At 65.2% G+C, this 12,035-nt stretch carries 8 protein-coding genes and 1 tRNA gene; 5 read left to right on the top strand and 4 right to left on the bottom strand.

Annotated elements, in window-relative coordinates; all coding sequences use genetic code 11:
* Positions 1-132: 132 nt before the first annotated feature.
* The 3 genes from glnL (at position 133) to AB3X95_RS04915 (ending at position 5,108) form a co-directional block, all read left to right on the top strand.
* Positions 133-1,275: a nitrogen regulation protein NR(II) gene (glnL, locus tag AB3X95_RS04925; protein WP_176124098.1), complete on the top strand. Its 1,143-nt coding sequence runs from the start codon at positions 133-135 to the stop codon at positions 1,273-1,275.
* Between the two features lie 36 nt (positions 1,276-1,311).
* Positions 1,312-2,850, top strand: coding sequence for a nitrogen regulation protein NR(I) (gene ntrC, locus AB3X95_RS04920; protein ID WP_368620807.1), 1,539 nt, complete (start codon positions 1,312-1,314; stop codon positions 2,848-2,850).
* 140 nt (positions 2,851-2,990) lie between these two features.
* Positions 2,991-5,108, top strand: coding sequence for a prolyl oligopeptidase family protein (locus AB3X95_RS04915; protein ID WP_368621094.1), 2,118 nt, complete (start codon positions 2,991-2,993; stop codon positions 5,106-5,108).
* Between the two features lie 51 nt (positions 5,109-5,159).
* On the opposite strand, the gene xth is transcribed toward AB3X95_RS04915, so the two are convergent.
* On the bottom strand, positions 5,160-5,936 hold the full coding sequence (xth, locus tag AB3X95_RS04910; protein WP_176124101.1) for an exodeoxyribonuclease III: 777 nt from the start codon (positions 5,934-5,936) through the stop codon (positions 5,160-5,162).
* Between the two features lie 260 nt (positions 5,937-6,196).
* Between xth and AB3X95_RS04905 the strand changes: the two genes are divergently transcribed.
* Positions 6,197-6,273 (top strand) — tRNA-Met (locus AB3X95_RS04905).
* Between the two features lie 149 nt (positions 6,274-6,422).
* On the opposite strand, the gene AB3X95_RS04900 is transcribed toward AB3X95_RS04905, so the two are convergent.
* Complete coding sequence (locus tag AB3X95_RS04900; protein WP_368620806.1) at positions 6,423-7,124, bottom strand: aspartate/glutamate racemase family protein; 702 nt, start codon at positions 7,122-7,124, stop codon at positions 6,423-6,425.
* A 163-nt stretch (positions 7,125-7,287) separates the two neighbouring features.
* On the opposite strand from AB3X95_RS04900, the gene AB3X95_RS04895 reads away from it, so the two are divergent.
* Positions 7,288-8,589, top strand: coding sequence for an amidohydrolase family protein (locus AB3X95_RS04895; RefSeq protein WP_368620805.1), 1,302 nt, complete (start codon positions 7,288-7,290; stop codon positions 8,587-8,589).
* A 74-nt stretch (positions 8,590-8,663) separates the two neighbouring features.
* Here the strand turns inward: AB3X95_RS04895 and AB3X95_RS04890 are convergent, their stop codons facing one another.
* Together AB3X95_RS04890 and folD are read right to left on the bottom strand one after the other, a co-directional pair.
* Positions 8,664-10,769 carry a M3 family metallopeptidase gene (locus tag AB3X95_RS04890; protein ID WP_368620804.1) on the bottom strand — a complete coding sequence of 702 codons (2,106 nt, stop codon included), beginning with the start codon at positions 10,767-10,769 and terminating at the stop codon, positions 8,664-8,666.
* Positions 10,770-11,095: 326 nt separating this feature from the next.
* Complete coding sequence (gene folD / locus AB3X95_RS04885; protein ID WP_368620803.1) at positions 11,096-11,959, bottom strand: bifunctional methylenetetrahydrofolate dehydrogenase/methenyltetrahydrofolate cyclohydrolase FolD; 864 nt, start codon at positions 11,957-11,959, stop codon at positions 11,096-11,098.
* Between the last annotated feature and the right edge of the window lie 76 nt (positions 11,960-12,035).

Here is a 12,035-nt window from a genome sequence, read left to right as displayed (position 1 = left end):
GGACGGCGGCGCCGTCCCTTTTTCGTTAGGCCGTACGCACGGCCGGCCGCGCGCGGGCGCCATGCATTGCGACGAATCACCAACAGGCCGCACTCCTGATTTATCACCATCTCCTACCGGCCACACTGCAAGATGGTTCTCAAGAATCTGATCAAGGCAAGGAAAGGACACGAACAGACGCTGTCGGATGACGCGCAGCTCGTGAGCTCTGGCTTGCTGCCAGGCTTCGAGGCGTTGCCCACCGTCGTGCTGGTGCTCGAGAAGCGCACGCTGCGCGTCGCGTTCGCGAATCCGTCGGCGGAGTCGATGCTGGAGATGTCGCGCAAGCAGCTCACGCAGATGGCGTGGCCGGACATCTTCTCGAATGCGGACGAACTGGTCGCGACGATCACCGCGATCGCCGCGCACCGCTTTCACGCGACGCATCTGGACGCCGTGCTCGAGCGTCCCGGCCACGAGCCGCTGCACGTGCATGCGATCGTCGGCTTTCTGGAAAGCGCGCAGGACTACGTGTTGCTCGAACTGTTCGAGAACGAGCGGCATCTGCGCACCGACCGCGAAGAGCGCATCAACGACCTGACGGCCGTCAACAAGCATCTGATCCGCAATCTCGCGCACGAAATCAAGAATCCGCTCGGCGGCATTCGCGGCGCCGCGCAGTTGCTCGAGTTCGAACTCGGGGAGCGTCAACGCGACGAGTTGCGCGAGTACACCCAGGTCATCATCAAGGAATCGGACCGGCTGCAGACGCTGGTCGACCGCCTGCTCGAACCGCACCGGCATCCGCATATCGTCGGCGACGTGAATATTCACGAGGTGTGCGAGCGTGTGCGTCAGGTGATTCTCGCGGAATTTCCGCGCGGCCTGACGATCGAGCGCGACTACGACGTCAGCGTGCCGGATCTGCGCGGCGACAAGGAGCAGCTGATCCAGGCGCTGCTGAACATCGTGCGCAATGCGGCCGAGGCGTTGCGCGAGCGGATCTCGCAGGGCGATGCGCGCATCGAGTTGCGTACGCGCATCGCGCGCAAGGTCACGATTTCAAAACGCCTGTGCAAGCTGGCATTGGACTTGCATATCGTTGACAACGGCCCAGGCATTCCGGAAGAGATTCGCGACCGCATTTTCTATCCGCTCGTATCGGGGCGCGAGGACGGCAGCGGTCTCGGTCTAACGCTTGCGCAGACCTTCGTGCAGCAGCACGAAGGTCTGATCGAGGTGGACAGCCGGCCGGGCCATACCGAGTTTCAGATTCTGCTGCCGCTCGACCTCTAGATACCACAAGCACCTCAAGACTTCTGACCGAACCATATGAAGCCGATCTGGATAGTAGACGACGATCAATCAATTCGCTGGGTGCTCGAGAAAGCGCTGGCGCGCGAGAACTTCGCGACGCGCAGCTTCGCCAACGTGCGCGAAGCGTCGGCCGCGCTCGATCACGACAGCCCGCAGGTGCTGGTCTCCGATATCCGCATGCCCGGCGGCTCCGGGCTGGAGCTGCTGCAAACCGTCCGCGACAAGGTGCCCGGCTTGCCGGTCATCATCATGACCGCGTTCTCGGATCTCGATAGCGCGGTGGCCGCATTCCAGGGCGGTGCGTTCGAATATCTGGCGAAGCCGTTCGATGTCGACAAGGCCGTCGAGCTGATTCGCCGCGCGGTCGACGAAAGCATGCGTGGCGAGCAGACGTGGGACGAGCGCGTCGCCGAAGCGCCCGAGATGCTCGGCCAGGCACCCGCGATGCAGGACATGTTTCGCGCGATCGGTCGCCTGTCGCATTCGGCGGCCACCGTGCTCATTACCGGCGAATCAGGCACCGGGAAGGAACTGGTCGCGCGTGCGCTGCACCGACATAGCCCACGCGCGAACGGCCCCTTCATCGCGTTGAACACGGCCGCGATTCCGAAGGATCTGCTGGAGTCCGAACTGTTCGGTCATGAGCGTGGGGCGTTCACCGGCGCGCAGGCGATGCGCCAGGGACGCTTCGAACAGGCCGAGAACGGCACGCTGTTTCTCGACGAAATCGGCGACATGCCGTTCGATCTGCAGACGCGCCTGTTGCGCGTGCTGTCGGACGGACAGTTCTATCGCGTGGGCGGCCACAATCCGCTGCGCGCGAATGTGCGCGTGATCGCGGCGACACACCAGAATCTCGAAGCGCGCGTGCGGCAGGGGCTGTTTCGCGAGGACCTGTATCACCGTCTGAACGTAATCCGCTTGCGCTTGCCCGCGTTGCGCGAGCGCAGCGAGGACATTCCTCTGCTGACGCGACATTTCCTGCAGAAGAGCGCGCGTGATCTCGGCGTCGAACCGAAGCGCGTGTCCGACGAGGCGCTCGCGTATCTGGCGTCGCTGCCGTTTCCGGGCAACGTGCGGCAACTCGAGAATCTCGCGAACTGGCTCACGGTGATGGCTCCCGCGCAGACGATCGAAATCAAGGATCTGCCGCCCGATCTCGGTCCCGCGCACGGCGGCGGGAGCGAGCCCGGTGCGGGCGCCGCCGCGGGCGCGACGACGGATGGCGCCGTGACGGCCAATGCGGGATTCACGGTCGGTGCGCCGCTCGCTGGCGCGAACGCCAGCACGTTCGTGCATCCGGTCGGTGCGGGCGGTGCGTCGGTCGCCGCCGCGCTGAGCGCATGGGAAGGCGGCCTGCGCACCGAAGTCGCGCGCATGCTGCGCGAGAACGCGGCCGACGTGATGGACGAACTCGCGCGCCGCTTCGAAGCGGCCGTGATCCGCGAGGCGCTCGACTTCACGCGCGGCCGCAAGGTCGAGGCGGCCGAGCGGCTCGGTATCGGGCGCAATACGATTACGCGCAAGATTCAGGAGCTCAATCTCGAGCCTTGATGCGGTCGTATTGAGCGATCCTGCATCGCAGGCGAGGGCGGCTCAGGCCGCCTTCGTCGTTTTTGCATCGCGCGTTGCGGCAAACCGGCAACTGTCGTGCACGAGGCATAATCAACGCTGTTCCGATCCGACAGCCGATGATGCCAGCTTCTCCCGCTTCTCCCGCCCCGTTCGAGTGGCCGCTTTCCCCCGATCCTTTCCTGTCGCTCGAAGAGCTGTACGACACCGACGCACTCGCATGGGTCGACGCGCAGAATGCGCGCACCCGTGCGGCGTGGTGCAGCGGCGCGTCGTTCGACGCGCTCAGACGCCGGCTCGCCGATGCCTATCTGCCGCGCGAGCGCCCGGTGATTCCGGATCGCTGGAAGGACTGGGCCTACGATCTGTGGCAGGACGCGAGCAATCCGCGCGGCATCTGGCGACGCACCGCGTGGGCCGCATGGCGCGCCGGCGCGCCGGTGTGGCAGAACCTGCTCGATTTCGACGCGCTCGGCGCGGCCGAAGGCACACCGTGGGTGTGCGTCGATCTCGACATCCTTTATCCGGACGGCGACCGCGCGCTGATCACGATGTCGCCGGGCGGCTCGGACGCGCTCGTCGTGCGCGAGTTCGATCTCGACGCGCGGCGTTTCATTGACGATGGTTTCGCGATAGCAAAGGCGGGCAAGCACACGGTGTCGTGGATCGATCGCGATACGCTGTACGTCGGCTGGGACAACGGGCGCAAGACGCTGACGCGTTCCGGTTATCCACGCGACGTGCGGCGCTGGACCCGTGGCACCGCGCTCGCCGACGCGCCCGTCGTGTTTCGCGGCGAGTTTGACGACATCGGCGTGGAGGCGAATTACGATCCGCTCGATCGCCGGCATACGGTGACGAGCAGCGTCGACTTTTTCGATTCGCACACCTATTACCTCGACCAAGTCAGCGATGCCTGGCATCGTTACGAGGTGCCGTCGCATGTCGCGGTGGGGGCGTGGCAGGGCTGGCTGCTGCTAGAGCCACGGCTCGACTGGGACTGCGAGTGGGACGGCAATCGCGCGCGCTATCCTGGCGGCGCGCTGCTCGCGATTCGCGAGGACGCGTTTTTGCGCGGCGAGCGCGACGTGACGCCGCTTTTCACGCCGACACCGCTGACCTCGGCCTGCGACTGGTCGCATACGCGCCATCATCTGATCGTGTCGTATCTCGACGACGTACGCGCCAAGACGCTGATCTGGACGCCTTCGCAGCGCGAGGACGGCACGTGGCACTGGCGCGAGCGCGTGTTTGCGGCGCGCGGCGATGCACAGGTCGATGTGTCGCCGGTCGAGTCGACGCTGAACGACGAAGTGTTCGTCGACACCGACGATTATCTGCAACCGCCTGCCTACTGGCTCTCCGATCTCGCGCGCGACGAGCCCGGCGAATGGGAGTTGCTCGACCGTTGGCCGACGCAGTTCGACGCGACGAGCGTTGCCGTGACGCGCGGCCATGCGGTATCGGCCGATGGCACGCGCATACCGTACACGGTGATTGGGCCGAAGGAAGCACTGTCATCGCCGGGCGATCGACAACCGACGCATCCGTGTCTGCTGAGCGGCTACGGCGGCTTCGCGATTCCGCTGTTGCCGAGCTATCTGACGGGGCAGGGCATCGGTTGGCTCGAACGCGGCGGCGTGTACGTGGTCGCACATATTCGCGGCGGCGGCGAGTTCGGCACGCGCTGGCACACGGCGGCGCAGGGAGAAAATCGCCAGCGCGCGTTCGATGATTTCATCGCGGTCGCCGAAGCGCTGATCGCGAGCGGCGTGACGAGCGCCGCGCAGCTCGGCATTCAGGGCGGCAGCAACGGCGGTCTGCTGGTGGCCGCTTGCATGGTGCAGCGGCCGGAGCTATTCGGCGCGGTCGTGTGCGAGGTGCCGTTGCTCGATATGAGCCGATATCACCTGCTGCACGCGGGCGCATCCTGGATCGACGAGTACGGCGACCCGGACGAACCCGATGAAGCGCGCACGCTCGCCGCGTATTCGCCGTATCACAACCTCGCGGCGGGCGTCGCGTATCCGCCGGTGCTATTCATGACGTCGACCGCCGACGATCGCGTGCATCCCGGCCACGCGCGCAAGATGGCCGCGCGCATGCAGGCGCTGGGCGCGCAGAACGTGTGGTACCGGGAGAATACGGAAGGCGGACACGGCGGCTCCGATGAGCTGGAGCAGGCCGAGCATGATGCGATGGTGTTCGAGTTCTTGTGGGGTGTGCTGGGCGACGCTTGAAGCAATAGGGGAGCGAGGCCGCACTGCCTCGCTTCGTGGCTGTGTTCCGGATCAACCGAGCTGCGCGAACACCGGCGCGTGATCCGACGGCTGATCCCATTTGCGCGGCACCTTGTCGATGTCGCACGCCTTGCAGATGTCGGACAGCGCCTTCGACAGCAGGATGTGATCGATGCGCAACCCCGCGTTGCGACGGAACGCCATCATCCGGTAGTCCCACCACGAATAGATCTTTTCCTGCTGCTCGAACTGGCGGAAGGCGTCGAGCAGACCGAGGCCGATCAGCCGCACGAACGCGGCGCGCTCTTCGGGCGACACCAGATTCTGACCTTCCCATGCCTTCGGGTCGTGCACATCGCGATCTTCGGGCGCAATGTTGTAGTCGCCGAGCAGCGCGAGCTTCGGATGCAGTGTCATCTCGGTTGCGAGCCAGTCGTGCAGCGCGTCGAGCCAGCGTAGCTTGTACGCGAACTTGTCGGTGCCGGGCGCCTGGCCGTTGGGGAAATACGCGGAGATGATGCGCACGCCGTCGACGGTCGCCGCGATCACGCGCTGCTGCGGGTCCTCGAAACCGGGGATGTTGCGCACGATGCTGGTTTCGTCGACGTTCAAACCTTCGCGCACCAGAATGCCGACACCGTTATACGTTTTCTGACCCGCGTACCAGCTTCGATAGCCGACCGCCTCGAGTTCGGCGCGCGGAAACTTTTCGTCGGGGAGCTTCAGTTCCTGCAGGCACAGCACGTCGGTGCCGCTGCTCGCGAGCCAGTCGATGACGTGCTGCTGGCGGACTTTGAGGGAGTTGACGTTCCAGGTGGCGATTTTCACGAAAATATCCGGTGCGTGCGTGATGAGAGCGAGGCCGATTATAGCGGGGGCCTCGCCGGTCAAAGTCGGCGACATTCTACTTGCTGTGTGCGTCGCGCCATGCGTGGAATACGAGGCTGCGCCGCATGTCTTGCGCTCACGGCGCATGCTCATGCGTGTTCATCGGGGCTCGAATCTCATCGCGACGACGTCGTTCGATAAATGTTCTGCGCATAGGTTTGACGTTTTGCCAGCGAGCTTATATAATCTTTTTTCTCTGACGCGGGGTGGAGCAGTCTGGCAGCTCGTCGGGCTCATAACCCGAAGGTCGTAGGTTCAAATCCTACCCCCGCAACCAAAGCATTGTTGAAAAAGCCCGCATCGCGCAAGCCATGCGGGCTTTTTGACTTTCAGCGCTTCGTTTCGCTTGCGGCGCTCGCTGCGTGTGCCGCACGCGCGCGTGAACCGACGCAACAGGATTCGCGCGCGATCGAAGCCTCTAACCCATCAGCGCTCCGCTCCAATCGCCCACTCCACCGCGGCCTGCGCATGCAGCGCAGTAGTATCGAACACAGGCAGCACCGAATCTTCCGGCTTGATCAGCAGTGTGATCTCCGTGCACCCGAGTATTACCGTCTGCGCGCCACGCGCGGCCAGATGTTCGATCACGCGTTGATAGACCTTGCGCGACGCGTCGTCCACGTTACCGTGGCATAGCTCGTCGTAAATGATGCGGTGCACGTCCGCGCGTTCATCGTCATCAGGCACGAGCGTGTCGAGTCCATAGCGTTCGCGCAGCCGGCCCGTATAGAACGTCTGCTCCATCGTGTAGCGCGTGCCGAGCAGGCCCACGCGCTCGATGCCCGCCGCGCGCAACGCGGCGCCGGTCGGATCGGCGATGTGCAGGAATGGCACCGTGATCGCCCGCTCGATCGATTCGTACACGCGATGCATCGTGTTCGTCGCAAGAATCACGAGATCGGCGCCACCGCGTTCGAGCTGGCGCGCGGCTTCGGCCATCTGTTCGCCGAGCGCTTGCCAGTCGCCGGCGCGCTGATTCGCCTCGATCGACGCGAAATCCACGGTCAGCAGCAGACTGCGTGCGTTGTGATGACCGCCGAGCCGCACCTTCGCGTGGCGATTCAGCAGCCGGTAATACTCGCTGGACGACTCCCAGCTCATTCCGCCGATCACGCCGATCGTTTTCATCTGGACGCTCCGTCAATGCATGGCCGAAACGGCGAGTATAGGCGCGTCGCATCGCACGCAGCCGATACGGATTGCGGCGCGTGCGCCGGTACGCATCGGCGCCCGCATTATTCTGGCGCCGATAGAATCGTAGCGAGTCCAAACGCGATCAACCGGAGCGAACATGGATCTGATCATCCGCCGCGCGGCGCTGCCGCGCAGTGCCGCACAGCTGTCCCCGCATCACCCGTCGCCAGTCGACATCGGCATCGCCGCGGGTCGCATCGTCGCGGTCGAACCGCACCTGGCCGCGAGCGCGCGCGACGAAATCGACGCGGCCGGTTCGCTCGTCACGCCGCCTTTCGTCGATCCGCATTTCCATATGGATGCGACGCTGTCGTACGGTTTGCCGCGCGTGAACGCGTCGGGCACGCTGCTCGAAGGCATCGCGCTATGGGGCGAGTTGAAGCCAGAGCTCACGCAGCAAGCGTTGATCGAACGCGCGATGCAGTATTGCGACTGGGCCGTCGCGCGCGGCCTGCTCGCGATCCGCAGCCACGTCGACGTATGCGATCCGCGTCTGCTCGCGGTCGAAGCACTGCTCGAAGTGAAGCGCCGCGTCGCGCCGTATCTCGATCTGCAACTGGTCGCTTTCCCGCAGGACGGTCTGCTGCGCAGCGCCGGCGCGTTCGACAACCTGAAGCGCGCGATCGGCATGGGCGTCGACGTGGTCGGCGGCATTCCGCATTTCGAGCGCACGATGGCCGACGGCGCGCAGTCGGTGCGCATGCTGTGCGAGTACGCGGCCGGGCAGGGTCTGCGCGTCGACATGCATTGCGACGAATCGGACGATCCGCTGTCGCGCCACATCGAAACGCTCGCGGCCGAAACCCATCGGCTCGGCTTGCACGGACGCGTCACCGGTTCGCACCTTACGTCGATGCATTCGATGGACAACTACTACGTGAGCAAGCTGTTGCCGCTGATGCGCGAGTCGGGCGTCGCGGCGATCGCCAATCCGCTCATCAACATCACGCTGCAAGGCCGCAGCGACACGTACCCGAAACGGCGCGGTATGATGCGAGTGCCGGAAATGTTGGCAGCGGGCATCACGGTCGCATTCGGCCACGACTGCGTGATGGACCCGTGGTACAGCCTCGGCTCGGCCGACATGCTCGAAGTCGCGCAGATGGGCCTGCATGTTGCGCAGATGACCAGCGTCGACGGCATGCACGCCTGTTTCGACGCGGTGACCGTGAACGCCGCGCGCATTCTCGGTCTGCAAGACTACGGCATCGCGCCCGGATGCGCGGCCAATCTCGTCGTGCTCGATGCGCGCGACGAGATCGAGGCGATCCGCCTGCGCGCCGCGCGGCTCGCGGTGGTGAGCCGGGGCAGGGTGGTGAGCCGCGCGCCGGCCGCGCGCGCGTCGTTATCGCTCGAAGGGCGGCCTGAACAGGTCGATTTCAGGCTGCATCGCGCGTAGCGCGGTGTTTCGCGGATGAATGAAAAAACCGGCGGCCTGCTCGCGCAGACTGCCGGTTTTTCTATTGGCATCGCTCAGTGTGCGGCACCCGGCGCCATGCCGTTATGCCGCAGCAGCGCATCGATATTCGGTTCGCGGCCGCGGAACGCCTTGAACGATTCCATCGCCGGACGGCTGCCGCCCACTTCGAGAATCTCGCGACGATAGCGCATGCCGGTCGACTGATCGAGCACGCTGCCCGCGGCTTGCGCGGCTTCTTCGAATGCCGCGTACGCATCGGCCGACAGCACTTCCGCCCACTTGTAGCTGTAGTAGCCGGCCGCGTAACCGCCCGCGAAAATATGGCTGAACGTATTCGGCCAGCGCGAGAACGGCGCTTGCGGCACGACGTGGAAGCGTTCGTTGATTTCGCGCGCGAGGTCGTTGGCGCTCTTCGCACCGTTCGCATCGAAGCCGGTATGCAGTTGCATGTCGAACATCGAGAACACGATCTGCCGCAGCGTGCCGAGACCGCTCTGGAAGTTCTTCGCGGCTAGCATCTTGTCGAACAGATCACGCGGCAGCGACTTTCCGGTATCGACGTGCGAGGTCATGTCGGACAGCACGTCCCATTCCCAGCAGAAGTTCTCCATGAACTGCGACGGCAGTTCGACCGCATCCCATTCGACGCCGTTGATTCCCGACACGCCGAGCTCATCGACGCGCGTAAGCATGTGATGCAAGCCGTGGCCGAACTCGTGGAACAGCGTGATCACTTCGTCGTGCGTGAAGCAGGCGGGCTTGCCGCCGACCGGCGCTGAAAAATTGCACGTCAGGTACGCGACCGGCGTTTGCACCGCGCCGTGCGCGAGCTTATGACGGCCGCGCGCGTCGTCCATCCAGGCGCCGCCGCGCTTGCCTTCGCGTGCATACAGGTCGAGATAGAACTGCGCGACGAGGCCGCCGTCCTGATTCTCGACGCGGAAAAAGCGCACGTCGGGATGCCAGACCGCTGCCTCGTCGCGGCGGATGCGCACGCCGAACAGCGTCTCAGTCACCTTGAACAGACCCTTGAACACCGCGTCTTCCGGGAAGTACTGCTTCACTTCGTTTTCCGAGAACGAATAGCGCTTCTGGCGCAGACGCTCGGCGGCGAACGTCATGTCCCACGGCTGCAGATCGGTCATGCCGAGTTCGCTCGCGGCGAATTCGCGCAGCTCCTTCCAGTCCTGCTCCGCATGCGGACGCGCGCGCGTCGCGAGGTCTTCGAGGAAGGCCATCACCTGAGCCGGCGATTCGGCCATCTTCGGCGCGAGCGACACTTCGGCGAAGTTGCCGTAGCCGAGCATCTGCGCTTCTTCGGCGCGCAGTTTCAGTTCGTCGGCGAGCACCTGGGTGTTGTCCCACTCGGTCTTGCCGTTGCCGTATTGCGCGCCGAGCTCGGACGCGCGGGTCACGTACGCCCGATACATCGCTTCGCGCATCGGACGGTTTTCCGAGTACTGCATGACCGGGAAATACGACGGGAAGTGCAGCGTGAACTTGTAGCCGGTCTTGCCGTCGCGCTCGGCGGCTTCCTTCGCGGCTTCGATCACGTCTTCGGGAAGGCCCGCCAGTTGCGCCTCGTTGCCCGCATCGACGATGTACGCATACGCGTTGGTCGCATCGAGCACGTGATCCGAAAACGCCTTCGACAGCGCCGCCTGGCGCTCCTGCAATTCCGCGAAACGCGGCTTCTGGTCTTCCGGCAGCTCGGCGCCGGACAGGCGGAAGTCGCGCAGCGCGTTGCTGAGGATCTTCTTGCGTTCGCCGTTCAGCGATGCAAACTCGTCGCTCGCGTTCAATGCCTTGTACTTCTCGTAGAGCGCGAGATTCTGGCCGACGCTCGACCAGAACTCGGTCACGCGCGGCAGGTTGTCGCCGTACACGGCGCGCAGCTCGGGCGTATCGGCGACGGCATTCAGATGGCCGATCACGCTCCACGCGCGCGACAGCGGCTCGGTGGCGCGCTCGACCGGTTCGACGACGTCGGCCCACGACGCGGGCGTGACCGGCAGCGCTGCGCGCTCGACGGCGGCCGCCGCGTCGGCGAGCAGCACGTCGAGGGCGGGCGTCACATGCTCGGGTCGGATGGAGCCAAAGCGCGGCAGATCGGAAAAATCGAGGAGCGGGTTGTCTTGAGGCGTGGTGGTGGTGGACATAGGGCTTCCTGTCTGACGCGGGTGAAGGGGCGGTGCGGCGGCGTTCGCGCGAGCCGTCTCGTGGCGTGTCGCTCGACGATCGGCGCACGGCGCAAGGCGCGCGGCGGCACCGGCAAAGGACAGTATTGGGGCGGGAGGCGCCGATTCCAATCCATCGGCTGACAAATTAACAGATGTTGCGGTGCGCTGGCGCGCGTTGGGGCGGGGTGTCGGCCGCGGGATCTGGCGGCGCGGTGATGAGCGGGGCTGCGAGAGAGAGAGGGGGATGAGCCCGTGGACGAGGCGGAAGAGTCACCTCACTCCGCCTCGCACTGATCGCCCGGCGCTCACGCCTTGGCCGCGTCCGCCTCGCGCTCGGCCGCTTCGAGCGTGTTGACGAGCAGCATCGTGATCGTCATCGGGCCGACGCCGCCCGGCACCGGCGTGATATGGCCGGCCACTTCCTTGACACCCGCGAAGTCGACGTCGCCGCACAGCTTGCCGGCGTCGTCGCGATTCATGCCGACGTCGATCACGGTCGCGCCCGGCTTCACCATGTCCGCGGTCAGGATGTTGCGCAGACCAGTCGCGGCGACCACGACATCGGCGTTGCGCGTGTGCGCGGCCAGATCGCGCGTCTTGCTATGGCAGATCGTGACGGTCGCGCCCGCTTCGAGCAGCAGCAGCGCCATCGGCTTGCCGACGATGTTCGAGCGGCCGATTACCACCGCGTTGGCGCCCTTCAGCTCGATGCCATAGGCCTCGAACATTTTCATCACGCCGTACGGCGTGCACGGACGGAACAGCGGCTGGCCGGTCAGGAGCGCGCCCGCGTTGGCGACGTGGAAACCGTCGACGTCCTTCTCGGGCGCGATCGCCTCGATCACCTTGTGGCTGTCGATGTGCTTCGGCAGCGGCAACTGCACGAGGATGCCGTGGATGGCTGGGTCGCGGTTCAGCTCGTCGATGCGCGCGAGCAGGTCGGCTTCGGGCAGGTCGGCCGGATAGCGGTCGAACGACGAGCCGAGGCCGTTGTCGTGGCAGGCTTTCACCTTGTTGCGCACATACACTTCGCTGGCCGGATTGTCGCCGACCAGAATCACGGCGAGGCCCGGCTGATGGCCGCGGGCGGTCAGGGCTGCGGCGCGCGCCGCGACGTCGGCGCGCAGGGTCTTGGAGAGGGCGAGGCCGTCGATCAGTTTGGCAGTCATGGTCGGTCGAACGTTGAGTCGAGGTTGGGATCGGGAATCGATTCGGGGCAGGCGGTTTTGGCTGGCGGGGCGAAGC

The sequence above is a fragment of the Paraburkholderia sp. BR13444 genome (assembly GCF_040948755.1).
Lineage (GTDB): Bacteria > Pseudomonadota > Gammaproteobacteria > Burkholderiales > Burkholderiaceae > Paraburkholderia > Paraburkholderia youngii.
This window is presented reverse-complemented; position numbering and strand designations above follow the sequence as displayed.

Bases quoted from the DNA above. Each gene is read 5' to 3' on its own strand.
- glnL (WP_176124098.1), top strand. From the start codon at position 133: ATGGTTCTCAAGAATCTGATCAAGGCAAGGAAAGGACACGAACAGACG.
- ntrC (WP_368620807.1), top strand. From the start codon at position 1,312: ATGAAGCCGATCTGGATAGTAGACGACGATCAATCAATTCGCTGGGTG.
- AB3X95_RS04915 (WP_368621094.1), top strand. From the start codon at position 2,991: ATGCCAGCTTCTCCCGCTTCTCCCGCCCCGTTCGAGTGGCCGCTTTCC.
- AB3X95_RS04900 (WP_368620806.1), bottom strand. From the start codon at position 7,124: ATGAAAACGATCGGCGTGATCGGCGGAATGAGCTGGGAGTCGTCCAGC.
- AB3X95_RS04895 (WP_368620805.1), top strand. From the start codon at position 7,288: ATGGATCTGATCATCCGCCGCGCGGCGCTGCCGCGCAGTGCCGCACAG.
- AB3X95_RS04890 (WP_368620804.1), bottom strand. From the start codon at position 10,769: ATGTCCACCACCACCACGCCTCAAGACAACCCGCTCCTCGATTTTTCC.
- folD (WP_368620803.1), bottom strand. From the start codon at position 11,959: ATGACTGCCAAACTGATCGACGGCCTCGCCCTCTCCAAGACCCTGCGC.